This is a genomic window from Neorhizobium galegae (assembly GCF_017877055.1).
Lineage (GTDB): Bacteria > Pseudomonadota > Alphaproteobacteria > Rhizobiales > Rhizobiaceae > Neorhizobium > Neorhizobium galegae_D.
In genome coordinates this window covers 344,786-369,113 of the sequence record NZ_JAGIPG010000001.1, presented here as the reverse complement: position 1 = coordinate 369,113, position 24,328 = coordinate 344,786, and the positions used below count along the sequence as shown (strand labels likewise).

Here is a 24,328-nt window from a genome sequence, read left to right as displayed (position 1 = left end):
TTCGTCATGATCGCCGGAGTGTGTCCAATTGTAGGTTCTTTCGCTGTGGCGAACGGGCGGAGGTAGTCCATGTACGAGCCGAAGGAGCCCCATACTCGGCGGTCGGCATCGGCCCGGGCATCGCGTCACCGCAGCGAATACCAGAGCTCCCTCCTGGACCATCCCATCCTGGAAGAAGAACCGGAAGAGCGGCCCGCGCCGCGCGACCGGCCTCGTCCTTCTTCGGTACCTGACTATCAGACCCGTTCGGACTATCATCGTGAGCCGCCCGCCCACGAACGGGAAGATGACGACCGGATGCGATACGAGGACATTCCGTTTGAAAAACGGATCGAGGCGCAGCTACACAGCCTGACGGATATCCATTTCACCGATATCATCCGCTGGCTGCGCAAGGGCTTTCTGCGGATCATCGCCGCAGCGATCCTCGGCGCCGTGCTCGCGCTGCTCTACGCCGCCATTGCCTCGCCGCGCTATACCGTCAGTACGGAGATCATCATCGATCCCTCCAACCTGAATCTCGTTTCCGACGACGTCTTCTCCGCCAATCCTCAGCGGGATTCCCAGCTTCTGGAAGTCGAGAGCAAGTTGCGGGTCCTGACGTCGCGTAACGTGCTGACCAAGGTCATCGACGATCTCAACCTCACCGAAGACCCGGAGTTCAACCGTCCCGGACGGCTCGACGGGTTGCGTCGCCTCTTCTCGTCGCCGACCGCACCCGAGAACAAGCAGTTGAGTGTGCTGCGCCAGCTTGAAAAACAGATTACCGCCACCCGCGACGACGGCTCGTTCGTCGTCGTCCTTTCGGTCTGGACGGGCGACGCCGACAAGTCGATCAAGCTGTCGAACGCGATCGTCTCGGCCTTCGAGGGCGAATTGTTCAAATCCTCATCGAATAGCGTCGGCCAGCTTGCGATCGGGCTCAACAGCCGGCTTGACGAACTGCGCCGCTCCGTGACGCAAGCCGAGGAAAAGGTCGAGCAGTTCAAGCGCCAGAACGGCCTTCAATCGACCGCCGGCGAGCTCACCAGCACCCGCATTTCCGGCGCGCTCGATACCCAGGTCCTCGACGCGCAGCAGCGGCTGATCCAGGCCGATACGCGCTACAAGCAACTTCAGTCAGCCTATGCTGACAGGCGGGTTACGAGCTCGGCCGTGTTCGACTCCGCGACCATGATCACCCTGCGCGCCAGCTATAGCGCCCTGCAGCAGCAGATCAGTTCGATGACGCTGGTCTACGGCAACCGCCATCCGCGCCTGGTCGCCCTGCAGTCGGAACTGGCATCGGTCGATCGCGCGATCTCCGAGGAAGCCGCCCGTCTGCTTCAGTCCGCGAAGACCGATGTCGATCAGGCAAACAGCGCTCTTCAGGAGCTGCGCCGCAAGTCCGATGCCTCGCGCTCGACCGTGTTTACCGAAAACGATGCCCAGGTACGCCTGCGAGAGCTGGAGCGCGATGCCCGCTCCAAGGCAGCTGTCTATGAGACCTATCTGTCGCGGACGCACCAGATCAGCGAGCGCCAGCAGATCGATACCAGCAATGTCCGGGTGATCTCGCCGCCGGTGCCGCCGCAGTCCAAGAGCTGGCCGCCCAGCTCGGTGCTGCTGATGATCGGCGGAGCTTTCGCCGGCGCCATTTTCGGCGTGCTGATGGCGCTCACACTCGGCCTGTTCGGCCATATGCGCGAAGCCGGCCGCGAGTTCGCGTGAACATTTCTACTTCTTCGGAACCAGTGCCTCGTGCAATTCCGGCAGCCATGACTTGGTGGTCGGGTCCCAGGGTCCGAATTCGTGGGACGCGAAATCCCAATAGGCCCAGCTCATCCCGCGTTTCTCGACTTCTTCCCGCATGATCCGGGAATAGGTCACCCGGTCGGGATAATAGGCCAGCGAATTGGAGCCGAATTCCCCGACGAAGATCGGCCGGTCGTGCTTTTTCCCCCATTCGACCGCCATGTCGAGGGGCGTCCTGATCTCCTCGATCTGCGCCTTTTCGCAGCAGGATGTTCCAAGCCACGGCCTGGATCCTTCGATCCAGCTGGCGCCCTGCATCGTGAATTTGAACGGCGCATAGTTGTGTATGGTGACGATCAGGCGGCGGTCGTCGGCCGGGATCACCAGCTTCCCGAGCCCCCAGGCCGTGCTCCATTCCGCAGGATCGACGATCAGGAAGCGATAGGGATTTGTCTTGCGTATCACCGCAAGCGCCTTTGCGAGCAGATCGTTCCAGACCTCCTCCGTCTTGCCGTGCGGTTCGTTGTAGATCTCGAACAGGACCTTGTCGTTGGGCAGGCTCTGGTATCGCCGTGCGAGCTGCTCCCAGATCGCCAGGAAACGCTCACGGCTTTTGTCCACACCGATCGCGACCTCCTCCGCCTCCAGGGGATCGCCATCCATCTCATGATAATGGTGGAAGTCGATGATGATGTTGAGGCCCCGGGAGAGCGCGTTATTGACCGCAAAATCGACGCGTTTCATGAAAGCCTCGTCGAGCTCATAGGGCGCCGAGACTGCTGCATGACTGCTGAAACGGACTGGCAGGCGGATGGTCTGGAACCCGCCTTGCCTGACTGCCGTAAACAGCTCCGTGGAAAGCCGCCCGCCCCAGGCGCCCTCGCTCGGCGCCTCCAGCGTTCCGCCGAAATTGACCCCTCGCCCCAGCGCCTTGCTCTGCGCGGCCGCCGTCAACCCGGCAATCTCAGGTGCGCGGGTTTCCGAAAACGGCTTCAGCACGAAATTCTGCGCCTGCGCACCGGCAATCCCCAGTGCCATCAGCATGAGAGATCCGGCAAGCCGACAAAATATTCCCAGCATTCGAAATCTCCACGGGTGCCCGCAAGCCTGCCAAGGATTGCAGGATGAGCGCAGGTTCCGGTTCGACACCGTCAAGGTCAAGCAAACCGGCTAAATTTATGCAGTTATGATGAACGGCCCAAATCTCGCACTATGGCAGTCACGGTCCTCGAAGTCGGCTTCGGCCGGTCTCGACGAACCTCGCGCCGGTGGCCGCCGGATATGGATGCTGGCGAGATTCGGCGGTTTCTGTTACGATTCGCGCGCGAGAGAACGCGGCGGCGGGTGGATGGCAAGAGACACGGACGAAGTTGCGTCTTCTGGAAATTTCGGCGCAAGGCTGCTGTTCTGCTGTGTCGGGTGCTTCTATTGGATCACCCTGACGCCTTTCGTCGATACCAGCCTCAATCCTGCCCTGGCGAAGCCTGCTCTCTGGAGCCAGCTGCTCGCCTACGTTCTGTTCCTGATCGTGGTTGTCTATGCGATGACCCCGAGGGTGCGGAGCGTCATCTTCCAGCCCCGCCTGCTGCTTGCCTTCGTGTTCGGGTGGCTGTTTCTGACAGCGGCGCTTTCGGTCGATCCGCTCGGTGCCGTCAGGCGCGTGCTGATTGCCCTCACCGTCTGCATCAGCGCCAGTGCATTTCTGATGCTGCCGAAGGGCGAGAGCCAGTTTGCAAGGCTTGCTGGCGGAGGCGTGATGCTGATCGTCGGCCTTTGTTATTTTGGCGTGCTCTTTCTCCCGAGGCTTGCCGTCCATCAGCTGACCGACTTTCTCGAGCCGCAGCATGCGGGGCTCTGGAAAGGAATCTACGTCCAGAAGAACGAGACCGGCGTCGTCATGGCGCTCTCCTGCTTCGTCGGCATCTATCTGATGTCGGCATGGTCCCGGATCATCGGACTGCTGGTCATTGCAGCGAGCTGCCTTTTCCTGCTGAAAACCGGCGCCAAGACCTCGACCGCCATGCTGCCCGGCATCTTCATCCTCAGTATTTTCTTCGAGCGCTGGCGCTGGATCCGCATTCCCGTCGTCTTCGGGGGGGTCGGCCTGCTCAACCTCGCAACCGTCGGCGTGTCGACCATCGCGCCGCTGAGAGAGATCGTCGCGGCAACCGGGATCGATACCACCTATACGGCACGCGCCGACATCTGGCGGCTGGCACTCGATGCTATTGCACAGCAACCGATCACCGGTTATGGCTTCGGCTCTTTCTGGGGTGCGGAGAGCCTCGTCAACAGCGACATGCGCACCTTGAACTGGGCCGTGCGCGCGGTGGACGCCCACAATGCCTATGTCGATGCCGCCATGAACGCCGGCATACCGGGATTGATATTGATGGTGATATGGGTCTTGGCTACTCCCCTTAAAAATCTGGCGGCAATCGACGCCGCAAAAAACTTCACGCCGCTCACGAGGCTTTTCTTGAGGATCTGGCTTTTCTCGATCTTCCTTGCCTGCCTGGAAAGCATCTTCCTTGCCCGGTCGGGGCCGATCTGGTTCACGATGATGGTTGCCATGTTCGGCCTTGGTTACCAGGCCCGCTACCGGATCATAGCCTCGAGGAAGGCCGAGCCCGCCTATGGACCAGCGTACGCCTGAAATGTCCGAGCAAGCACCCGTAAAACAGCCCCGGCGAACATCCGTCTTCGGCATTGAGTTCTCCACCTGGGACGCCGGCAGGATCGTCGATGCGATCGTCACCGAACCGGTGCCGCCCGGGGAAGGCCTGCGGCTGCTGGTGACCGCCAATCTCGATCATATCGTGCAGCTGAACAGGAATCCCGCCTTTAAGGCCGCCTATGACAAGGCCTGGCTTACCACCGTCGACGGAGCCCCCGTCCTCCTCTATGCACGGCTGCGCGGGCTTGCCGTTCCCGGCCGCATCACCGGCGCCGACCTGTTTCCCGAGATCATCGAACGCCTCAAGCCGGGCATCCACCGGCCTCTGCTCCTGTGCTCGAGCGAAACCACAGCGGCGATCCTCGACGACAAGCTGAAGGCGCTCGGCTTTTCCGAGCACGTCATCGTCACCGCCCCTCCGGCCTTCGAACATAACGAGACGTTTGGACGCGAATTGGTGGCGCGGCTTCGGGAAAGGCGCGTCACGCATGTTTTCTTCGGCATCGGCGCCCCGAAGTCAGAGATCTGGATGGACAAGCACCGCGCCGACCTTCCCGATTGCTACGGCTTCGGTTTCGGCGCCGGGTTGGATTTCTACGCCGGCGTCAAATCGCGTGCTCCGGTATTCCTGCGGAAAGCCGGGCTGGAATTCCTCTGGCGGGTGGCGACCGAACCGCGCCGCCTTGCACGGCGCTATTTCGTGACGTCCTGGGCATTCTGCTGGGCCGTCTACAAGGACCTGAAGGCCGACCGGCGATAGCCAAGCCTCTTCTAGGCGACGCCGATCCGCTTCAGCGTATCGATCACCGTCTCGACCCGGATGCCGCGCCGGCGCACCTTGTCGACCACGTGCGAGAAGAAGGCCGGCGAACAGCCGATATTCGTCGGGTCCTCACGCACATCGTGGGTATAGAAAATCAACCAGCCACAGCGCCGCTCGACATCGTCCAGCATCCTGTCGATCGACGCGGAATCGTTGCTGCAGTCATAGAGTTCCTGCGCCTTGAGATGGGCAAGGTCGATGAGGCCGGAATTGGTGCCGACCTTGATGCCGCGCAGGCCCGGATAGTGATGCATCAACGCAAGCTTGGATGGAACCGAGATCATCCCGAACGGATAAGCGAAGGAAACCGGCTTTGCGGAGCCGACGATCCGGGCGATTTCCTCGTCATTGCGCCTGACATCGGCCATGAGATCGCGACGGGGCGTTTTCTGGACATTGATATGGCCATGCGTGTGGCCGCCGATCTCATGTCCCTTTTCCGAAAGTGCCGCGACCATCTCCTCATCGACGATCAGCTGGCCGTTTTCGACACGCTGCATCAGGCCGCTCGCCAGATAGAACGTGCCGAGCATGCCGGCGTCCTCAAGAGCGGGCGCCGCATTTTCGAAGACCGAGACAGGAAAGTCGTCGAACGTAAAAGCAACGACAGGCGCATCCAGCTTCAACAGGTGCGGGCGAAAATATACGTGCCGCCCGATCTTGCGGGATACTCCCGCCAGTATCTCGGAACCGGACATCTCCCAGAGTTTCGGCTTTTTCATCTACCCCCATCCATTGCAGTCGGACTTCCCAGAGCTTGAGAACATAATGTCAAATACTTACGGTTGTCTCAATCTCCGGCGCCGCAGAAACGGCACTTCCCGCAATTCCTGCCGCCTGAAGAAGATGAATGAACCTTTCGGCCGATTTCTCGACGCTAAACTCCGCGGCGCGGGTCTGGAGAACGGCGCTTTCGGGTGGCTGTTCAAGCGTCATCGCCATGGCCTGCGCAAGCGCGGTCGCGTCGCCCACGGGAACCAGCCGTCCAAGCCTGCCGCCTTGCAGGATCTCGCGCGGCCCGTAAGGCGCATCCGTCGCGACGACGGGTACGCCGCAGGCCATGGCCTCGATCAGCGCGTTCCCCAGCCCCTCGTGCGAGGAGGAGGAGACGAAAAGCGAGGCCTGCGATACGATCGACAACGGGTCCGGATTGTGTCCCGGCAGGCTGACGTCCTGCGACAGATCCAGGGCTTCGATCAAAGCCTCCAGATTACCGCGCTCATCGCCTTCCCCGACGATCGTCAGCCGGGCCGCGCGCGTCCGCCTGAGCTGCGCGAAGGCCTCGATCAGTGTCGCATATCCTTTTTCCGGAGAGAGCCTGCCGACCGAAACAATGAGGCCCGGTTCCGGAGCGCGGCCCAGTTGCTCGACCCTCTGCCGCATCTGCGGTGTCAGCACGGCATTGGTGCCGAGATTGGCGACTTTCGCTGCCGGCACGCCGAAGCGGCCGATGAGATCGTTGCGCGCACCGGCCGTCAGTGTCAGGACGAGATCGGCGCGCGGATAGGCAAACCGGATCAATCTGTAGGCCAGCCGGTTCTGCCAGTAGGGATCGCCGGTTCGCGCCTGCAGGGGGCTTGCCACCTCCCGCAAGACGATGGACGGACGCGTTTCCTTCGCAAGCCCTCGGGAGGCCAGGACCACCAGAACATTCGCCGCCGCCTCGGAAGACACCAGCGCCCTCGGACGCCCCGTGACCAGCAGCCTTCTCAATGCGGCGGGCGCAAAGGCGAGGCGCAGTTTGCGGCCGCTGCCGAGATCGATGACCGGCACGTCGGCGCGGATCAGGTCCCGCAAGGGGCCTGAACTCTGAAGCGTAACGATTGCACTCGGAAATCCCTGGCCCTGCAATTCGTTCGCCAGCAGGATGGCGTCGCGTTGAGCACCGCCACCATCGAAACCACGCACGAGAAAGCAGATTCGGGCTGCGATCGGATCAACAATCCGAGAGCTATTCATAATCATCACATGCCCTATGATTATTGCGTTTGTTCCTGCTAAGGAAGGATCTACGTCACTCCCGGCAACGATCCGGCCTACCCTAGAGGGTTAGCGGTTAATTCTGACCAAATGCATATCATTGGACGACGAAATTGAGCGATAGACATGCCTCGGTGTATTTAGCCTCGCGCGCGACCTCGGCCATCATCAATCTCGTGTCGGTTTCCATCTTCACGCGCATGACCAGCGCCGAAGTGTACGGCCAGTACATCGTCGGGTTTTCGATATGCATGATGGTCTACAGCCTGGGCGTCCAGTGGATCGTTTTTGCCCATTTCGGACGATACGACCCCAAGGAAGCCGATCGGCTCGCAGGGGCGCTGCTGCTGGTTTCAGGGGTGGTGATGCTGCCGGCGATCGGCTTCATATATCTGTTCTACCTGTTTGGAACATTGCACGCCGATGTCGCGGTCAGCAGCAGCCTGCTGGTGGTGTGCTTCACCCTGTATTTCGTCGCCGTCGAAATCAGCCGCGCCCATCTTCTGGTCCGGCTTGTTGCAATCGCGACCATCGCCCGCGCCGTCTTCTCGCTGTTGTTCGGTTACATCGCCGTCCTCGAATTCGACACGCCCGGCGCATTGCTGGCAGGGGTGGGGCTCGGTTATGCGCTGGGCTCCGTGCCGGTTTTCCGGCATTTCAGCCGCACCATATGGGCGTCCGGCTTCGTCTGGCCTAGGGCCAGCGACGTGCGGCGGATGTGGCGCTACGGTTGGCCGCTTGCCATCGCCTTCGGCGCCTCCGCTGCCGCCATGAACGTCGATCGGCTGCTCCTGGCGGGCCTCTACAATACCAGCACCGTCGCCCCCTACGGGACCGTACTCGACCTCATGAAGCAGACTTTCCTGGTCCTGGCCGAGGCGATCAGCGCAGGATATATTTCGAGCGCCAAGAACCTCCATGCCGAAGGGAATGGGACCGAAGCGCGGCATACCCTCAAGCGCGCCTTCATCACACATTGCTATATCGTCATTTTCGGCACGGCGTCCTTCATCCTGCTCGGCGACGTCATCTTTGGGATCCTGCTCGCTCCGAGCTATCTGCCAGTCGTCACGCAGATCATGCCGATCCTGCTCGTCGCGAATGCCATTCTCGTCATGCGCGCCCACTATTTTGGCCAGATCATTTATTTCAGCGGGACAACAAACCTGGAGCTGGTCGCTTCTGTTGCGATGCTGGCGGTCACCGGAACGCTGAGCTACCTGCTGATCCCTTCATACGCCGCAATGGGCGCCGCCATCGCCTTCACGCTCGGGCAGGCGGCGGCGCTGTTGATCTGCCTGGTCTACGCGTCTGGGAACCTGCGCATGCCTCTCGACCTGCCGCGGGGTGGCCTGCTGCTGGTTCTCGGCATAGCTGTTGTCGCCGTCGGCAAAGGTGTCCAGTTCCTGGCGGAAGAGCCGACTGCAAGCGCCATCAGCTTCGTCCTGATCGCCAGCGCCAGCGCCTTTATCGCGCTGCGCTGGAACCTGTTCGATGCCCGCTCGCTGCTTCTGCGTTTTTATCCGCGACGCGGTTAGACGCCGCTCTCGGAATGCAGGAAATTCGTATAGCGCTCCAGCATGAGCTCCCGGCTGTGATGCTCACGATGCAGTCGCGCGAAATCATTGCGAAGCCGCGCGTCCGGATAATTGGCAGCGAGGTTCTTGACCGCATCGGCAAGGCTGATCGCATCGCAGAGCGGATGGAACCGCGTCATGGCCGCGTTCTCACGCTCGTTGCCGATGCAAAGCACTTCCCGCAGAACCGGGAGATCGGAGGCGACGACCGGCAGCCCGGCCATCGAAGCCTCCACCCCCGCAAGGCCGAAAGTCTCCCATATCGAGGGGAACACATAGATATTTCCGGCCGTCAGGATGTCGCCGAGCGCATCCCGCTCGATCGAGCCGACCAGATGGAAGCGCTCCGCCACACCCAGAGCGCGCGCTTTTTCCTCCAGCGCCTGCCGGTTCGGGCCGTCGCCGGCGATGATAAGGTGCATGTCCGGCAACATCCCGAGCGCATCCACCAGTACTCCGTGATCCTTCTGATCCACCAGCCGGCCGGTCGCGACCAGCACGAAAGCATCCCTCGGAATGGATAGGCGCTGCCGCCAGTCGACCGCTGCGCGAGCCGGCGGAATGGGATCGACGCCGTGCGGGATCAGAATGAACCGCCGCCGGTAGGCAGCAGGCCATTTGCCGAACGACGCGCTGGTGGAAACGGAATTCGATACGAAATGGGTGAATATCCCGGTCGAACCGAACAGCCAGTCAAGTGCCTTCCAATGCCGGCGAATACCCTCCGGCGCTGCGGTGTGATGGGCGGCGCGCACGGGTACGCGTCCCAGAAGGCCGAAAAAACCGCCGAAGACGGAGGCTGCAGCCTGGTAGGTGAAGATCGCGTCGTATTTTCCCGACAGGATGGTCCAGCCGAGGCGCGCAAGATTGCGAAGAGTGGCGACCGTTCCATGACCGGTGTCGAGCGGCAGCGTCTGCACCTCGAAACCGCGCGCCTGCAAGCCGGTTTCCACCATCTGCACAAGAGTACGCACGCCACCCATCTTGTCATGGGTTACGAGCTGGAGAATCCGCTTTCCCGAAGGAATTAGGGTATCGGCAGCTTTTGGAAAAGCTGAGCTGAATTCGTGCCTCATGACCCGGACCCTAGAGCTGAAACCTTAAAATCTGCGCAGTGAGATCATTCAGATTTCTCCTATCCGATTTTTGGCGGATCAAAAACTCTCCTGCGCGGTTCTAGCTTTTCAGTGAAAACCAATAACCAGAAGGCAGACATCATGGCCAAAGCCAGTTCAAAACGGATGGGCGCCGGAGCACAGGGAAAAAACAGCGGAAACGGGGCCATGACAGAGATCGACAATGCGATCCTTCCCGAGAACAAAGTGCTGTCAAACCGCGACAAGGCACAGCATTCGAGGGAACGCGGACTGGATAGCAAAATGGTACAGACGGAACAGTTGCACGATCACGAGGCGAACCATCTTAACGATTGAAAAAGCAATTACATTCACGACTGCTTGAGAAGCGATCTTGAGCATTCCACGTGCTGCACCACCCGGCTTTCCTCCCTTGCAAAGTGGAAGGGAAGTAGTAGTCTTTGTCTATCGTTGGCTGAAGACAGGAGCGCGCCGGCGACTGAAAGACAGGGAGCGCTTTCGCCACCATTTGGGAGGCTGAAAAGATGAATGCGGCAGTCCTGACCACCACCTTCGAACCGACGGAACTTGCATTTCTTCAACGCCTGTTCGACGAGATCTGCGCAGAGCGTGGACTTGCTGGCGGCAGCCTCGCCGCAAACAATCTCGCAGCACAAATCTTTCAGCTTTATCAACAGGGCGTACGCGATCCACGAGAGCTGTACATCCATCTCGACCCGGACGCACGCCTGGAAGCCTGACATCCGTGCCAGCAGCAATCGCAGCGGCTAGGCCCCTTCAGTACTTCGCCACTTATCTCTTGGCCATCAGGTCTCGTTCGTCGCGCATCAGGAATACGCGGGTGATGGCGTCGAGATTGGCTTCCAGCCAGTTGGCCATAGCGATCTCTTCGCCAAGAATGCGTTCAAAGACGGCCTTCGCCTCCATTTCATCCAGTTCGTCGGCCGCTGCGATCAGGACCCGGTAGCTGGCGATTTCCATGTGCTCGAAGGCATAGCTTGCCATCACTCCCTTGACCACCTCGTCGCTGGTCAACATGCCGCCGACGCCCTGGGCCTTGGCCGTCAGCTTGGCAGCCATGTCCTTGATTGCCGACACGCCGCCAGTTGCCGAAAAATGGTCGAGGAGCGTCGTCAGCGCCTGGGCGTGCTCCTCCGTCTCGCGCAGGTGCTGTACGATACGGGTCTTGAGATCGGGATAACTCTCGATCCGCCGGGATTGGGCGGAAAGTGTAGTGATCGCCTGTTCTTCCATGGCATGGGCGGCACGTAGCCACGCGAGGAAATTGTCTCGGGCATGGGTCATTCGCTTCTCCTCGCAAATTGGTTGCCCAAATCAGTTATTTCTGGAACGCAAGACAGCCGGATTCAACCCTTGAAAGCATGCGAAGTTCCTTCACCTCGATGCTGGGAACATTGCCGCCGTTTGCGAATTGTCCAGTAGTAAATTCACGAGCCATAGAGGCGAAGATCATGTCACGAGAGATGAGGGCAAATTCCATCATCGGAGGGATTATCGTAGTGCTCCTCTTGATGGCTGCCGGCTACTATTTCACCGGCAGGTCGGACAATACGGCACAGGCACCGGCACCTCCGACGACAAGCGACAGGGCGCAGACGCCGGCTCCGGAAACAGACCCGACCAGCACCGGCTCCACGAAACGTTAGGCTTAATTCGCGCGGAACAATCGCCATGCCGGGCGGTTGTGGGATGAGTAACAGGGAGTTTTCCATGATACCCGATCCTCGCGAACCAAGTGAACGCCCGCCTATGCCGGCGCCCATCTGGAAGCCGGAACCGCCGATTAACGAACCGGAACCGGATCGGCTGCCGGACGAGACGCCGTTGCCCAATCCCGACGAGAACCCCAATCCGCCAGTCTATATGCCGCCTGGCAACCTGGCATTCAGGTGAAGAAGGAGCGGCGCGAAAGCGACGGTAGATCGATCATGAACATCCATGGCCATACACGTGCAGACCACCGGGAAGTGCAGGACAAGAGCAGCCCGAAATCCACGACGAACGGGCTTTGGAAGCTGCTGGGCGCCGCAGCTCTCATCCTCCTCGGGCTCATTGTCGCGATGGAAGCCTTCAGAGATGGCAACAACAATTTCATTGCACCCAACCCGGCTCAGCAAACGGTTATCGAATAGCGCCCACCACTTCATCCGGCTCGGCGAGAATACGGCCTTGGAACAAAGGACAAAACCCGCGCGTTCATCTGCGATTTCATGACGAGGTGGCCAGGTGGACGTAAGGACGCAATCGATCCCGACCCGGGATACGGGATTCTCATTCGAACCCATCATCCGGCCTGGCCGCAATGCCTGGCGTAGAGCGAAGGCGGAAAAGCTCGCCTTTCTGATCGATGGCGAGGACTATTTTCGCCGGATCGATCAGGTATTGAGGCAAGCGGTACGTTCGATCTTCATCATCGGCTGGGATTTCAATCCTGACATCGTCCTTCGTCCCCGCGACCCCGACGGTGAAACGATCGGTGCTCTGCTGCGCAAGATGGTCGAGGAAAAGCCCTCGCTTGAAATCCGCATCCTGGTCTGGGGCATGGGCCCTGTCTACTCCGGCAAGAGCCTCAAGATGTTCGGCAAGATGGATTGGAAAGACCATCCGCGCATCTTCCTGCATTTCGATTTCGAACATCCGCTGCGCGCCAGCCATCATCAGAAAATCGTCGCGATCGACGACCGGACCGCCTTCCTCGGCGGCATCGACCTGACCGCACGCCGCTGGGACGACCGCAGCCATGCGATCGACAACCCGCTGCGCCGGGCGCCGGACGGAACCACCTACGGCCCCGTCCACGATATACAGACGATCGTCACCGGCGATACGGCAAAGCTGATCGGCGATGTCGCGCGCCGTCGATGGGAGAAAGCAACCCGCCAGGTCCTTTCGCCGCTCGATATGCCGGGCGAAAATCCGTGGCCGGCAGGTCTGGAACCGGCGCTGACCGACTGCAACACCGGCCTGGCGCTCACCGAGGCGTGGAAATGGAGAGGCCATCGGGGCCACCGCGAGGCGATACGGCTGACGCACGACGCGCTGAAGGCCGCCAAACGCCATCTCTATATCGAGACCCAGTATCTCGCCTCCTTCGGCGTGGCGCGCACGCTCGCCAAACGGTTGAGGAAAGCCGATGGCCCGGAAATCCTCGTGATCGTCACGCGTGAATCCCATGGTTTCCTGGAAAAGCTGATGATGGGCCACAACCGCAACCGGCTGATCCGTCGCCTGAAGCGCGCGGATCGTTATGGGCGGCTGCGGGTTTTCTTTGCCGTTGCCGCGGATGGCAAGGGCGTCGAACGGGAAATCATCGTTCATTCCAAACTGATCATCGTCGACGACCAGTTCGTGCGGGTCGGCTCTTCCAATCTCAACAACCGCTCCGAAGGGCTGGACACGGAGGCGGACCTTGCGATCGAAACCTCTGACCCGACCGGCCGGTTGGCGATCGCCGCGCTCCGGGACGAGCTGATCGCAGAACATCTCGACGCTCAACCGGCGGAAGTTGCGCGGGTTATCGCGGAGACCGGGTCCATGCTGGCGGCCGTCGATCGGCTGAACGTCAAGCCTCGCGGCCTGCGGAGCTACGACGTCGATACGGAAAAAGGCGAAACGGCGTCTCTTGTCGGCACCGGCATCATCGACCCGAAACAGCCCTTCTGGCCGATCCCGGAAATCAAGACTGGTCTCAGGCGGCTTCTCGCCCGCCTGTCACATCACCGTCTGCTCTAGGAACTTGCCGCCCCGATGACGATAATAGGCCTCGGTGACGAGAAATGTCGGCACGCCGACGGTGAGCGGCACGAAAAAATAAAGCACGCGGAAGGCAATCAGTGCTCCGATCGAAGCGGATGTCGGCAGGATCCCGAGCATGGTCGCCTCCAGTACGCCGAGCCCGCCCGGCACATGGCTGATCAGAGCGGCTATGTTGGCAGTGACGTAGGCGCTGGCCACATTCAGGTATCCGGCATCGGTAAAGCTCGCCAGAAGCTGCTGGATGGACGCCGTGACACAGGCGAAATTCAGCGTGCCGATGACGATCTGGCCGAGCGCAAGCTGTATCGCCGGCGGCTCGAAACGCCAGTTGTGCACGACAAGAGGACGGCGCACGAAGGCGCAGATCAGCAGATAGACCGCAGGACCGGCAAGGCAGAGAAGACCGACGACGAGCCGTGCCGTGCGGTCGAGGCCGAGCAGGTCCGCCGCGTCGCCCGGCTGGAGCAGCAGCGCCAGCCCGGCCAGCGTTCCAAGACCCAGGCCGACAGTCGCTCCGCAGAAGACGATGACCTTGGCGATATCCTCGCCGGTCAGACCCCAGCGCGTGTAGAACCGGTATCGCACGGCACCGCTGCTGAGCGCGGAGAGCCCGACATTATGACCGATCGACAGTGCCGCGAAGGACGCGAGCGAGGTCTGCCGCAGGGGAAGCGGCTTGCCCGCATATCGCACGGCAAGCGCATCGAAGCCGCCGAGGCAGAGATAGGAAAGGATGACGAAGGAAAACGCGGTCGCCAGCCGGAAAGCGGCGATCGAGCGGACCGATTCCTCGATCTCGTCAAGCGTGTAGCGACCGAGGCTGCGATAGACGAGGAAGACCGCCAGGCAGATCGCAACGCCGATCAGAAACTTGAGCAGATGGCGTCTGGCGATCATGGTTCCTCTCGTAAACGACTGTATAACAATGGGAACGAAACCGGGACCAAGGTGTTCCCCGCTCCATGACTGATCGGACATCGCCATCCAGGGCCGGCCCATCCACGGCACGGCCCTCTCCCGCAAGGCACCGCCTGAAAATCCTGAGCTACAATGTGCATACCTGCATCGGTACCGATCGCCGGCTCGACCCCGCCCGGGTGGCCGAGGTCATCGCCGCCGTTGAACCGGATATCATCGGATTGCAGGAATTGGATGTCGGCCGCAGCCGCACCGGCGGGATCGACCAGGCGCATGCGATCGCGTCTCTTCTGCAGATGGAGTTCCATTTCCACGCAGCGCTCAACGTCGCCGAAGAGCAGTACGGCGATGCAATCCTGACGGCCCTGCCGGCAAAAATGGTCAAGGGTGCGAGCCTGCCCTCGCATGGCGAACAGCGCGGCGCCCTGTGGGTGGAAATCGAGGTCGGCGAGCACAAGCTGCAGGTATTCAATACCCATCTTGGCCTGCTGGGCGGCGACCGGATGCGCCAGATCGGCGAGATTCTCGGAGAGAGATGGATGGGCGCACCGGATTGTCAGGGCAAGCCGAAAATCCTGATCGGCGATTTCAACGCCATTCCGCTGACCGCAACCTACAAGGCCGTCGCGCACCAGATGGCAGATGCGTCGCTCCTGAGCGGGATGAAACCCAAGGCCACCTTCCCGTCCCGTCTGCCGCTTCTGAGGATCGACCACGTGTTCGTCTCCAGAGAAGTCACTCCGATCGCGACGCAGGTCGTATCGACCCCGCTTTCCCGCCAGGCCTCCGACCATTTGCCGCTTCTGGTAACGGTCGAGCTCTGAGGCTCAATGGCTCAGCGTCCGGCTGAGCCGATGAGCCTCCTTCAAAAGGCGCACCACGTCCTGGTCGGTCGTCTCCCTGAAGTCGCCATAGTGCAGGCTGACCGCTTCCAGGCGTTCCGGAGCCGACAGGCAGACGATATCGTCCACCTCTTCCTTCAGGGATTCCAGCAAGTGACGCGGCGCGACCGGCACCGCAATCCGGATCGACGCAACCCCCATGTCTTTCAGCGCATGGATGCCCGCGCGGATCGAGACGCCGTTTGCAATACCGTCATCGATCAGAATGACGTCGCGGCCCGTGTGATCATGCTCGCTCGGCTCGTCCTCGCCGAAATACATTCGATGGCGGCGTTCGATTTCGGCAAGCTGGTGGTCGCGCTCGGCGGCAAGATAGCCGGGGGGCACGTGGAAGCGGCGGGCGGCATCCTCATCGACGATCACGTGCGGCTCTCGCCCATCGACGACAGCGCCGATGCCGTATTCGGGATGACCGGGCGCGCCGATCTTGCGGACGATGAGGAGGTCGAGCGGCAGGCCGAGCCGTTGGGCGACTTCGAAGGCCACCGGCACACCGCCACGCGGCAACGCCATCAGGATCGGATTGGGCGGCATGGCCGCCTGCATGGCTTCCGCCAATTGCCTTCCGGCATCCTCGCGATCGATAAAGGTCGGGCTCAGACCGAACATAGCATCCTCCCAGGATGGTGCGATGGCGTCTGCCACCGCACTTGGTTCTCTTTTGCCAGCCCGATGGCATGATATCACCAGCCGGACGTCCGACAACCGTGAGGATGGGGTTTGGTTCCGTGTCCTGCCGCCTTGCTCGTGGTGCGGTTCTCCTTTCCGTATCTGCCTGTCGAACCGGGAGCCACCGGAGGTTTCGCGCCAAAGCGCACGAGAGGAGGAACAAAACTCGCGGTCATGGGTTCAAGGCGGGTCGGACGCATGACCTCCACGCGGCCGACATTGTCATAAGTACCCTCCCCCACTAGCGCTTCCCCTCACCGGGAAGCGCTTTTTCTTTTGCCGCTGCGGATCGACGCAGGTCTGCGGCATCGGGGCGCGCGGCATTCACGCGTATTGATCTCTTGACGCCCCGAACCGATTGTCTTCCGATGAGATCGATGGGCTTTTGGCCGCTGCCGGAAAAGGAATAATGCCATGTTCGAGGCCTTTGACGCGACGCTGCTGGCGCGCATGCAGTTCGCCTTCACGGTTTCGTTCCACATTATTTTCCCCGCGTTTTCGATCGGGCTGGCGAGTTATCTCGCCGTGCTGGAAGCTCTTTGGCTGTGGAAGAAAAAGGCCGTGTATCTGGAGCTGTTCGACTTCTGGAAGACGATTTTTGCGCTCGCCTTCGGCATGGGCGTCGTCTCCGGTATCGTCATGTCCTACCAGTTCGGCACGAACTGGAGCGTGTTTTCCGACAAGGTCGGCCCGATCATCGGTCCGCTCATGGGTTACGAAGTGCTCTCGGCCTTTTTCCTCGAGGCAGGTTTCCTCGGCATCATGCTGTTCGGCCGCAACCGCGTCGGCCCCGGCCTGCATTTCTTCGCGACGCTGATGGTCGCGGTCGGCACATTGATCTCGGCAACCTGGATCCTCTCCGCCAACTCCTGGATGCAGACCCCGCAGGGGTTTGCGATGAACGACAAGGGCCAGTTCATCCCGGCCGACTGGTGGGCGGTCATCTTCAACCCGTCCTTTCCCTATCGCCTTGTCCACATGGTGCTTGCCGCCTACCTGACCACCGCGCTCGTGGTCGGCGCCGTCGGCGGCCTGCATCTCCTGCGCCGCACCGCCCCCTTGCGGGCCGGCACGATGTTCTCGATGGCGATGTGGATGCTGACATTCGTCGCTCCGATCCAGATCTTCGCGGGCGACCAGCACGGCCTCAACACGCTGGAACACCAGCCGGTCAAGGTCATGGCGATGGAAGGCCATTACCAGAGCCATCCGGACGGCGCGCCATTGATCCTCTTCGGGCTGCCGAACCAGGCCGAGCAACGGATCGACTACGCGATCGAAATTCCCCGGCTTTCGAGCCTGATCCTCAAGCACAGCCTCGATGCGCCGCTCAACGGCCTCGATACCGTGCCGCGTGAATTGCAGCCGCCGGTTCCGGTCGTGTTCTGGTCCTTCCGCATCATGGTCGGCCTCGGCTTCGCCATGCTGGGCTTGGGTCTCTGGAGCCTGTACTGTCGATGGCAGGGCAGCCTCTACACGACCGAATGGCTTCACCGCGCGGCAATGGTGATGGGCCCGGCGGGATTCGTCGCCGTGCTCGCCGGCTGGGTCACGACCGAGGTCGGCCGGCAGCCCTATACCGTCTACGGCCACCTGCTGACCGCCGACTCCGTCTCGCCGATTGCAGCAGCTGCCGTGGGTTCGTCACTGATCGCCTTTATCATCGTCTATCTCCTCGTCTTCGGCGCCGGTACCTTCTATATCCTGCGGCTGATGTCCCGCCTGCCGCGCGACCCCAGCGACGATCTCGGCGAAGGCCCGATCCGAACCGCCGGCATCACGCCGGCCCCACATATCGCAACGCTCCCTGCAGGAGGCCGTCATGGTCATTGACCTTCCCTTCGTCTGGGCGGCCATCATCGCCTTTGCGGTGCTTGCCTATGTGATCCTCGACGGCTTCGACCTCGGCGTCGGCATTCTCTTCCCGCTATTCCCCGAAAAGCACCACCGCGACGTGATGATGAACAGCGTCGCACCGGTCTGGGATGGCAACGAAACCTGGCTGGTGCTCGGCGGCGGCGGCCTGATGGCTGTCTTTCCGCTCGCTTATGCCACCATCCTGCCCGCGCTCTACGCGCCGATCATCGCCATGCTGCTCGGGCTGATCTTTCGAGGCGTCGCCTTCGAATATCGCTGGCGCACCGGCCGGGCGCAATATCTCTGGAACTGGGCCTTTGCCGGCGGCTCGTTCATGGCAGCGCTGGCGCAAGGTATCGCGCTCGGCGCCCTGGTGCAGGGCATTCCGGTTGCAAACCGCGCCTATTCCGGCGGCTGGTGGGACTGGCTGACGCCGTTCTCGATCGCCACCGGCCTTGCGGTCGTCATCGGCTACGCACTGCTCGGCTCGACCTGGCTGGTGATGAAGACGACGGGCGACCTTCGCGACAAGGCCCGCAGCCTCTCCTATATCGCCGCCCTCGCGACTCTGGCCGCGATGGGCATCTTCAGCCTCTGGACACCCTTCCTCGAACCGCTCTATCTGAAACGCTGGTTCTCCTGGCCGACGGCGATCTTCAGCGTCATCGTGCCCCTGTTGGTCGTTGGCTGCTTCTGGCTTCTGCTCACGGGTCTCAGGAACAACCGCGACAGCCGACCGTTCCTCGCGGCACTCGGGCTTTTCGTGCTGGGTTACGCCGGCATCGGCATCAGCTTCTATCCTTATATCGTACCGACATCGGTGACCATCTGGGATGCGGCGGCACCCGACGAAAGCCTCGGTTTCCTGCTGGTCGGGGCGTTGATCCTGGTGCCGTTGATCCTTGCCTATACGAGCTATGCCTACTGGGTGTTCCGCGGCAAGGTCGATCCACATGAGGGCTACCACTGATGGCGGCTGGCGAAACCTTCAAGCGGCTCGCCTGGTTCGTTGGCCTCTGGGTGGCGGGCGTCGCCGCTGTCGGCACCGTCGGCCTGATCATCAAATTCTGGCTCGGCGCCTAACGCCGGGTCAGCGCTACGACGTAACGCGCCGGTTCCTTGCCCGGATTGAAGAAGACGCAATCGGCCGGCGGGCCGAGCAGAAGGCAGTCGCCTTCGGCGAGATGGTGCGTCACCGGCCCCTCCTGGAAATCGAGCCGGCCCGAAAGCAACCATATCTGCTGGTGCTGGAAGGCAAAGGCGGATGCCGGATAGGGCACGCGCACGCCCGCAGGCAGCGAGACGTCCAGAAGCTCCAATAGTGAATTCGGCGGAGAGACCGCACGGCGCGTATAACCTGTCTCCGGATCGGTCCAGACCGGCTGTTCCGCCTGCAGCGCGACGCGCTCCTGCGCCCGCTCGGCAAGCGCCAGCAGCACCGAGAGCGGCAGGCCGAAGGCGCCCGAGAGCCGGCCGAGGACGGTCGCCGTCGGGCTCGCCTCGCAGCGCTCGATCTTGCTGATCATCGCCTTGGAGACGCCGGAGCGCTCCGCAAGCTCGGCCAGCGACCAGCCGCGCGCCTCCCGCTCGATCTTCAGCCGCATGGCGATCGCCGGGACCGGGTCGTTTTCCGTCTGTTGCAAGCGGCTTGCCTTTCGGTGATCGTCTTCTATAGTGGACAAGATGATCCTATAAGAGACATCGCTCGTTCGCAACGAGGAATTCAGGGGAAGATCGTGACGCGCGAAATCCGTTTCAACGCATTCGACATGAACTGCGTCGGCCATATCCAGCAAGGGCTCTGGACGCATCCGCGCGACCAGTCGCACCGCTATGCCCAGCTTCGTTACTGGACGGACTACGCGAAGAAGCTTGAGACCGGCTTGTTCGACGGCATCTTCCTGGCAGATGTGCTCGGCGTCAACGATGTCTTCGGCGGCAGCAACGCCGCGGCGCTGAGAGGGGCGGTGCAGGTGCCGGTCAACGATCCGCTGCTGCTGGTGCCGGCCATGGCGGCGGTCACCGAACACCTCTCCTTCGGCGTTACCGCAAACCTCACCTACGAGCCACCGTTCGTCTTCGCCCGCCGCATGTCGACGCTCGATCACCTGACGGGCGGCCGCATCGGCTGGAACATCGTTACCGGTTACCTCGACAGCGCCGCCAAAGCCATCGGCCTCGATGGCATGGCCGCCCATGACGACCGCTACGACCTCGCCGACGAATACATGGAAATCATGTACCGGCTGTGGGAAGGAAGCTGGGAGGATGACGCCATGGTCTTCGACCGGGCAAACCATATCTATGCGGACCCCACCAAGGTCCACAAGGTCCGTCATCGCGGCAAGCAATACGGCATCGAGGCGATCCACCTTTGCGAACCCTCGCCGCAGCGCACGCCGGTCCTCTATCAGGCCGGTTCCTCGACCCGAGGCCGGCAGTTCGCCGCAACCCACGCCGAATGCGTCTTCGTCAACGGCCAGAAGACCGAGGGCGTCAAGGGCATCGTCGATGACATCAGAGCCCGTGCGGTCGAATACGGCCGCAACGCCGAGGACGTCAAAGTCTTCGTCGGCGCCACCATCGTTACCGGCCGGACCGAGAAGGAAGCGCGCGAGAAATTCGAGGACTATCGCGCCTATGCGAGTTCCGAAGGTGCGCTCGTGCATGCGGCAGGCTCGCTCGGCATCGACTTCGCAAAGTACGATCTCGACGAGCCGATCGAGACCGGCAGGAGCTCGGCGATCGTCTCGAATGTCGAGGCGATGACCCGCACCGCGGGGCCGCAATGGACGAAGCGCAAACTGCTCGAACAAATGGTACTCGGCAGCCGCCAGGCGCCCATGATCGGCTCCGCCGAACAGATCGCCGACAATCTCGTGGCCTGGATGGATGAGGCCGGCGTCGATGGTTTCAACCTGTCTCGCACCGTCGTACCGGAGTGCTTTGACGATATCATCGAACTGGTGATCCCGATCCTGCAGGAACGAGGCCTCTACAAGACCGGCTACGGCGAGGGTACGTACCGCGAGAAGCTGTTTGGAGCGCCTGGGTTGCCGGACCGGCATATCGCCGCCAGATACCGGGTCTCAAGGTGAGGATCACGAAGGTATCCCGCCTGTGATACCCCCCTCTGCCCTGCCGGGCATCTCCCCCTCGAGGGGGAGATGCCCGGCAGAGGCCGGCTTTCGATCCACGTCCTCTCTTCGGTGATGCGTGACAGGATATGAGGTGAAGTGCACATTGCCCGCTTAAGGTCTTGTCGTGATTGGGCAGAGCATCGGCTCCATCCGATTTCCCCCCTCAAGGGGGAGATACCCGGCAGGGCAGAGAAGACGTTGTAGAAGAAGCTCGCCGAGTTAGCAGGATGCAACAACAATGACCGCAGCGACCCTTGAAGACCCCCCCGCGCAAGGCCGCTGGTCGATGCTCGCGCTCTTGTGTCTCGCCGTCGTGCTCTCCTTCTCCTGCTGGTTCTCCGCAAACGCCATAGCACCTGAGCTGAAACGTGCCTGGGCGCTGTCCGAAAATGCCGCTGCGTGGCTGACCAACGGGGTACAGATCGGCTTCGTCGTCGGCGCTTTGGCGGCCAGCCTCTTCAACCTGCCGGACCTCATCCGCATGAACCGGCTGATGGCGGCCTCCGCCCTGCTCGCCGCGTTCTCCAATGCCGCCCTGGCTCTGGAACCCGGCCCGGCCGGCGCCGTCCTTTGCCGCATGGTCACCGGCTTTGCGCTCGCCGGCGTCTACCCGCCGGCGTTGAAACTTGTCTCCACCTGGTTCATCACCGACCGCGGCCTCGCGCTTGCCGGCGTTATCGGCGCGATCACGGCCGGTTCATCGCTGCCGCATCTCTTCCGTGGCATGGCGTCGGGGGTCGACTGGCACAATGTCGTGCTGCTGTCGAGCGGCGCGACGCTGGTCGGCGCGGTCATCCTCCTCCTCTTCACCCGTGAAGGCCCCTACCCGTTCGGAAAGGCGCTGTTCGATCCGCGCCAGATCGGCCGGGTGCTGAAGGATCGCAACCTGCTGCTCGTCAACGGCGGTTATCTCGGCCATATGTGGGAACTCTACGCCATGTGGGCCTGGCTGCTTGCCTACCTGACGGCAGCCCTCGACAAGGGTGGCACCGGCATCGGCAGCGAGGCGTCGCTGCTCACCTTCATTGCGGTCGCATCGGGCGTGTTCGGCTGTTTCGCCGGCGGCGTGCTCTCGGATCGTGCTGGCCGCACCGCCACCACCGCCGGCCTGATGATCGTCTCCGGCGCCTGCGCGCTGACGATCGGCTTCGTCTTCGACGGGCCGTTCTGGCTGCTGGCGCTGGTGGTGATCGTCTGGGGGATTTCGATCATCGGGGATTCTGCGCAATTCTCCGCCGCGGTGACCGAACTTGCCGACCGCAATTACATCGGCACGGCCTTGTCACTGCAGATGGGCATGGGTTTTGCGCTGACCATTTTCATGATCTGGCTGATGCCGCATCTGGCCGAGCTGCTCGGTGGCTGGCGCTGGACGTTCTCGGTTCTGGCGGTCGGGCCGATCTTCGGCGCCACCTCCATGTTGATCCTGCGCGGCAGGCCGGATGCCATCCGGCTTGCCGGCGGAAAGCGCTGATCAGGCGACGAGGCGACGGTTAGGCGTCTCTTCCCGCTTCTGGCGGTCGCGGGCGAGCCGTTCAGCGCTGCGGGTCTTGAAGCCGCGCAGCGCCGTGACCAGCCGTTCCACCGCGTCGCGCAGGTCCGACGTCTGCTTGGACGTCTCCAGCACCATGACCGAATTCTCCTGGGTGAGCGAATCCATCCGGCTCAGCGCGCCGTTGACTTCATGCAGGCCGGCCGACTGGTGCGCCGCTTCGGTCGCGATCGTCTTGACGATCGTGTTGATGTCGTCGATGCGCGTGGTGATCTGGCTGAGCGCAGCACCCGCATTGTTGACGAGGTCGACGCCCGCCTGTACCTGGCGCGAGCTGTCGGAGATGAGGTCCTTGATCTCCTTGGCAGCGTCGGCGCAACGCTGCGCCAGCGCCCGCACTTCCTGGGCGACGACGGCAAAACCGCGGCCAGCCTCACCGGCACGCGCCGCCTCGACGCCCGCGTTCAGTGCCAGGAGATTGGTCTGGAAGGCGATCTCGTCGATGACGCCGATGATCTTGGAAATCTCGTCGGACGAGCGCTCGATCTCGCCCATGGCCGCCACCGCCTGCTTGACAACCGGCCCGGAGGCCCGCGCCTCCGAAAGCGCCACGTCCACCGCGCCGGCCGCCTTGCTGGCGCCTTCGGCCGTGCCGGAGACGCTGTGGGTGAGCTGGTGCAGCGTCGCTGAACTTTCTTCCAGGCCCTGGGCCTGCTCCTCCGTCCGCCGGGCGAGATTCTTGGAAGCCTGGGAGATACCGTTGGTGCTGGTGAGGATTTCCTCGCCGGCATGCCGCACGGTCGCCAGCGTGCCGCGCAGCTTCTCGGCGCTTTCGTTGTAATCTTCCGCCATCCTGACGAAGCTCGCGGGAAGAGCGGTGGAAAGCCGGCTTTCGAGATCGCCCGCGGAAAGGCCCTTCAATACGTCGTCCAGAGCCTGGAGCGCAACTTCCTGCTCCTCTTCGGCGACGAGCTTCGCCTCCTCGGCGCGGCGCCGCTCCCCAGCCTGGATATCCAGATAGACGGAGATCGAATAGTCCAGGTCGAGCATCGCCGCCTTGACCAGCGTGCTGACCTGTTTGGCAAGTTCTTCGGATTTGCCGCGGCCGAAACGGGATGGCCAGTTCTCGGCCATCACCTTGTGGATGAGGCTTTCCGTGACGAGCGCGTAGCCGCCGATAAGCCAGCTGGGATCGAGACCGGCATGGGCATGCGCCGCGGCGTCAGCCTGCACGCCTTCCACATAACGCTCGTCGTATTTCGCCTCGCCGACGGCGCCCCAATGGCTCATCTGACGCTTCTTGGCGCTCTCCATCTGAGCCTGGCTGGAGAACATCCTGGCCGTGTCAGGTGTAGACTGGATCTTCCCGTCGAGAGCGCCGAGAGCGGCCGAAAGGCCGGCATTGATGACCGGCGCGAGACGTCGAAGCGTTGCGCGCGCTTCCTGGTCCAAACCGATGAAATCCAGGCGCTTTTGCAGTTCGCGTTTTTCTTCAGCCGACGACATTCTGATCCCCCAATCCGCCGCGGTCGCCACCCGACTTGGGGCGTATCGGTTCCATATTGTGAAGGTTAAGGTATAGGATCCCTTAATAAGACCCCCTCAAAACTGATAGGAAGTTACAATTTGCGATAATTTTCAGCGGCCATGCGAAGGGATGGACGGGAAATTTGCTTGCGCGAATT

At 61.9% G+C, this 24,328-nt stretch carries 24 protein-coding genes; 15 read left to right on the top strand and 9 right to left on the bottom strand.

All coding sequences use genetic code 11. From position 1 onward, the window contains the following. Positions 1 to 69 precede the first annotated feature (69 nt). On the top strand, positions 70 to 1,710 hold the full coding sequence (locus J2857_RS01490) for a GumC family protein (protein ID WP_245362979.1): 1,641 nt from the start codon (positions 70 to 72) through the stop codon (positions 1,708 to 1,710). 6 nt (positions 1,711 to 1,716) lie between these two features. On the opposite strand, the gene J2857_RS01485 is transcribed toward J2857_RS01490, so the two are convergent. Then, positions 1,717 to 2,814, bottom strand: a complete 1,098-nt coding sequence (locus J2857_RS01485) for a glycoside hydrolase family 5 protein (RefSeq protein ID WP_210008222.1) — start codon at positions 2,812 to 2,814, stop codon at positions 1,717 to 1,719. A 268-nt stretch (positions 2,815 to 3,082) separates the two neighbouring features. On the opposite strand from J2857_RS01485, the gene J2857_RS01480 reads away from it, so the two are divergent. After that, complete coding sequence (locus J2857_RS01480) at positions 3,083 to 4,390, top strand: O-antigen ligase family protein (RefSeq protein ID WP_210008221.1); 1,308 nt, start codon at positions 3,083 to 3,085, stop codon at positions 4,388 to 4,390. Further along, complete coding sequence (locus tag J2857_RS01475; RefSeq protein WP_210008220.1) at positions 4,371 to 5,171, top strand: WecB/TagA/CpsF family glycosyltransferase; 801 nt, start codon at positions 4,371 to 4,373, stop codon at positions 5,169 to 5,171. Before J2857_RS01480 ends, J2857_RS01475 begins: the two co-directional genes overlap by 20 nt. Positions 5,172 to 5,182: 11 nt before the next feature. Here J2857_RS01475 and J2857_RS01470 read toward each other — a convergent pair whose 3' ends face one another. Both J2857_RS01470 and J2857_RS01465 read right to left on the bottom strand, forming a co-directional pair. Further along, positions 5,183 to 5,956, bottom strand: a complete 774-nt coding sequence (locus J2857_RS01470; protein WP_210008219.1) for a polysaccharide deacetylase family protein — start codon at positions 5,954 to 5,956, stop codon at positions 5,183 to 5,185. Between the two features lie 49 nt (positions 5,957 to 6,005). Continuing rightward, positions 6,006 to 7,199, bottom strand: coding sequence for a glycosyltransferase (locus tag J2857_RS01465; RefSeq protein ID WP_210008218.1), 1,194 nt, complete (start codon positions 7,197 to 7,199; stop codon positions 6,006 to 6,008). Positions 7,200 to 7,327: 128 nt separating this feature from the next. On the opposite strand from J2857_RS01465, the gene J2857_RS01460 reads away from it, so the two are divergent. Next, positions 7,328 to 8,752, top strand: coding sequence for a lipopolysaccharide biosynthesis protein (locus J2857_RS01460; protein WP_210008217.1), 1,425 nt, complete (start codon positions 7,328 to 7,330; stop codon positions 8,750 to 8,752). Here the strand turns inward: J2857_RS01460 and J2857_RS01455 are convergent. After that, the gene (locus tag J2857_RS01455) at positions 8,749 to 9,765 is read right to left on the bottom strand and encodes a glycosyltransferase family 4 protein (protein ID WP_210008216.1); all 1,017 of its coding nucleotides are present in this window, start codon (positions 9,763 to 9,765) and stop codon (positions 8,749 to 8,751) included. The genes J2857_RS01460 and J2857_RS01455 overlap by 4 nt on opposite strands. 243 nt (positions 9,766 to 10,008) lie before the next feature. Between J2857_RS01455 and J2857_RS01450 the strand changes: the two genes are divergently transcribed. After that, positions 10,009 to 10,224, top strand: coding sequence for a hypothetical protein (locus J2857_RS01450; RefSeq protein WP_210008215.1), 216 nt, complete (start codon positions 10,009 to 10,011; stop codon positions 10,222 to 10,224). Between the two features lie 188 nt (positions 10,225 to 10,412). Then, entirely contained in the window at positions 10,413 to 10,628 is a 216-nt protein-coding gene (locus J2857_RS01445) for a hypothetical protein (protein WP_210008214.1), read from the top strand. A gap of 52 nt (positions 10,629 to 10,680) precedes the next feature. On the opposite strand, the gene J2857_RS01440 is transcribed toward J2857_RS01445, so the two are convergent. Then, positions 10,681 to 11,193: a ferritin-like domain-containing protein gene (locus J2857_RS01440; RefSeq protein WP_210008213.1), complete on the bottom strand. Its 513-nt coding sequence runs from the start codon at positions 11,191 to 11,193 to the stop codon at positions 10,681 to 10,683. 167 nt (positions 11,194 to 11,360) lie between these two features. On the opposite strand from J2857_RS01440, the gene J2857_RS01435 reads away from it, so the two are divergent. From J2857_RS01435 to J2857_RS31355, 4 genes are all read left to right on the top strand, one after another. Next, positions 11,361 to 11,555: a hypothetical protein gene (locus J2857_RS01435; RefSeq protein ID WP_210008212.1), complete on the top strand. Its 195-nt coding sequence runs from the start codon at positions 11,361 to 11,363 to the stop codon at positions 11,553 to 11,555. A gap of 67 nt (positions 11,556 to 11,622) precedes the next feature. Then, positions 11,623 to 11,802 carry a hypothetical protein gene (locus J2857_RS30835; RefSeq protein ID WP_348635669.1) on the top strand — a complete coding sequence of 60 codons (180 nt, stop codon included), beginning with the start codon at positions 11,623 to 11,625 and terminating at the stop codon, positions 11,800 to 11,802. 35 nt (positions 11,803 to 11,837) lie between these two features. Beyond that, positions 11,838 to 12,041: a hypothetical protein gene (locus J2857_RS01430; RefSeq protein WP_210008211.1), complete on the top strand. Its 204-nt coding sequence runs from the start codon at positions 11,838 to 11,840 to the stop codon at positions 12,039 to 12,041. Between the two features lie 94 nt (positions 12,042 to 12,135). Continuing rightward, positions 12,136 to 13,641: a phospholipase D-like domain-containing protein gene (locus tag J2857_RS31355; RefSeq protein ID WP_210008210.1), complete on the top strand. Its 1,506-nt coding sequence runs from the start codon at positions 12,136 to 12,138 to the stop codon at positions 13,639 to 13,641. Here the strand turns inward: J2857_RS31355 and J2857_RS01420 are convergent. Beyond that, positions 13,621 to 14,562: a YbhN family protein gene (locus J2857_RS01420; protein WP_210008209.1), complete on the bottom strand. Its 942-nt coding sequence runs from the start codon at positions 14,560 to 14,562 to the stop codon at positions 13,621 to 13,623. The genes J2857_RS31355 and J2857_RS01420 overlap by 21 nt on opposite strands. Positions 14,563 to 14,627: 65 nt before the next feature. On the opposite strand from J2857_RS01420, the gene J2857_RS01415 reads away from it, so the two are divergent. Beyond that, complete coding sequence (locus J2857_RS01415) at positions 14,628 to 15,407, top strand: endonuclease/exonuclease/phosphatase family protein (RefSeq protein ID WP_210008208.1); 780 nt, start codon at positions 14,628 to 14,630, stop codon at positions 15,405 to 15,407. 3 nt (positions 15,408 to 15,410) lie between these two features. Here J2857_RS01415 and J2857_RS01410 read toward each other — a convergent pair whose 3' ends face one another. Beyond that, on the bottom strand, positions 15,411 to 16,094 hold the full coding sequence (locus tag J2857_RS01410) for a phosphoribosyltransferase (RefSeq protein WP_210008207.1): 684 nt from the start codon (positions 16,092 to 16,094) through the stop codon (positions 15,411 to 15,413). A gap of 474 nt (positions 16,095 to 16,568) precedes the next feature. Here J2857_RS01410 and J2857_RS01405 point away from each other — a divergent pair, with 474 nt between their 5' ends. Next, positions 16,569 to 17,987, top strand: coding sequence for a cytochrome ubiquinol oxidase subunit I (locus tag J2857_RS01405; protein ID WP_210008206.1), 1,419 nt, complete (start codon positions 16,569 to 16,571; stop codon positions 17,985 to 17,987). Further along, entirely contained in the window at positions 17,977 to 18,981 is a 1,005-nt protein-coding gene (cydB, locus tag J2857_RS01400) for a cytochrome d ubiquinol oxidase subunit II (protein WP_210008205.1), read from the top strand. Before J2857_RS01405 ends, cydB begins: the two co-directional genes overlap by 11 nt. Positions 18,982 to 19,090: 109 nt before the next feature. Here the strand turns inward: cydB and J2857_RS01395 are convergent, their stop codons facing one another. Continuing rightward, entirely contained in the window at positions 19,091 to 19,654 is a 564-nt protein-coding gene (locus J2857_RS01395) for a helix-turn-helix domain-containing protein (protein WP_245362977.1), read from the bottom strand. 93 nt (positions 19,655 to 19,747) lie between these two features. Between J2857_RS01395 and J2857_RS01390 the strand changes: the two genes are divergently transcribed. Further along, complete coding sequence (locus tag J2857_RS01390) at positions 19,748 to 21,109, top strand: LLM class flavin-dependent oxidoreductase (RefSeq protein ID WP_348635646.1); 1,362 nt, start codon at positions 19,748 to 19,750, stop codon at positions 21,107 to 21,109. 280 nt (positions 21,110 to 21,389) lie between these two features. Further along, positions 21,390 to 22,625 carry an MFS transporter gene (locus J2857_RS01385; RefSeq protein WP_210008204.1) on the top strand — a complete coding sequence of 412 codons (1,236 nt, stop codon included), beginning with the start codon at positions 21,390 to 21,392 and terminating at the stop codon, positions 22,623 to 22,625. Here the strand turns inward: J2857_RS01385 and J2857_RS01380 are convergent, their stop codons facing one another. After that, entirely contained in the window at positions 22,626 to 24,149 is a 1,524-nt protein-coding gene (locus J2857_RS01380; protein ID WP_210008203.1) for a globin-coupled sensor protein, read from the bottom strand. It lies immediately after the preceding gene. Positions 24,150 to 24,328 lie beyond the last annotated feature (179 nt).

Coding starts and splice junctions, on each gene's coding strand:
- J2857_RS01490 (WP_245362979.1), top strand. CDS start 70: ATGTACGAGCCGAAGGAGCCCCATACTCGGCGGTCGGCATCGGCCCGG.
- J2857_RS01485 (WP_210008222.1), bottom strand. CDS start 2,814: ATGCTGGGAATATTTTGTCGGCTTGCCGGATCTCTCATGCTGATGGCA.
- J2857_RS01480 (WP_210008221.1), top strand. CDS start 3,083: ATGGCAAGAGACACGGACGAAGTTGCGTCTTCTGGAAATTTCGGCGCA.
- J2857_RS01475 (WP_210008220.1), top strand. CDS start 4,371: ATGGACCAGCGTACGCCTGAAATGTCCGAGCAAGCACCCGTAAAACAG.
- J2857_RS01470 (WP_210008219.1), bottom strand. CDS start 5,956: ATGAAAAAGCCGAAACTCTGGGAGATGTCCGGTTCCGAGATACTGGCG.
- J2857_RS01465 (WP_210008218.1), bottom strand. CDS start 7,199: ATGATTATGAATAGCTCTCGGATTGTTGATCCGATCGCAGCCCGAATC.
- J2857_RS01450 (WP_210008215.1), top strand. CDS start 10,009: ATGGCCAAAGCCAGTTCAAAACGGATGGGCGCCGGAGCACAGGGAAAA.
- J2857_RS01445 (WP_210008214.1), top strand. CDS start 10,413: ATGAATGCGGCAGTCCTGACCACCACCTTCGAACCGACGGAACTTGCA.
- J2857_RS01440 (WP_210008213.1), bottom strand. CDS start 11,193: ATGACCCATGCCCGAGACAATTTCCTCGCGTGGCTACGTGCCGCCCAT.
- J2857_RS01435 (WP_210008212.1), top strand. CDS start 11,361: ATGTCACGAGAGATGAGGGCAAATTCCATCATCGGAGGGATTATCGTA.
- J2857_RS01430 (WP_210008211.1), top strand. CDS start 11,838: ATGAACATCCATGGCCATACACGTGCAGACCACCGGGAAGTGCAGGAC.
- J2857_RS01420 (WP_210008209.1), bottom strand. CDS start 14,562: ATGATCGCCAGACGCCATCTGCTCAAGTTTCTGATCGGCGTTGCGATC.
- J2857_RS01415 (WP_210008208.1), top strand. CDS start 14,628: ATGACTGATCGGACATCGCCATCCAGGGCCGGCCCATCCACGGCACGG.
- J2857_RS01410 (WP_210008207.1), bottom strand. CDS start 16,094: ATGTTCGGTCTGAGCCCGACCTTTATCGATCGCGAGGATGCCGGAAGG.
- J2857_RS01405 (WP_210008206.1), top strand. CDS start 16,569: ATGTTCGAGGCCTTTGACGCGACGCTGCTGGCGCGCATGCAGTTCGCC.
- cydB (WP_210008205.1), top strand. CDS start 17,977: ATGGTCATTGACCTTCCCTTCGTCTGGGCGGCCATCATCGCCTTTGCG.
- J2857_RS01385 (WP_210008204.1), top strand. CDS start 21,390: ATGACCGCAGCGACCCTTGAAGACCCCCCCGCGCAAGGCCGCTGGTCG.
- J2857_RS01380 (WP_210008203.1), bottom strand. CDS start 24,149: ATGTCGTCGGCTGAAGAAAAACGCGAACTGCAAAAGCGCCTGGATTTC.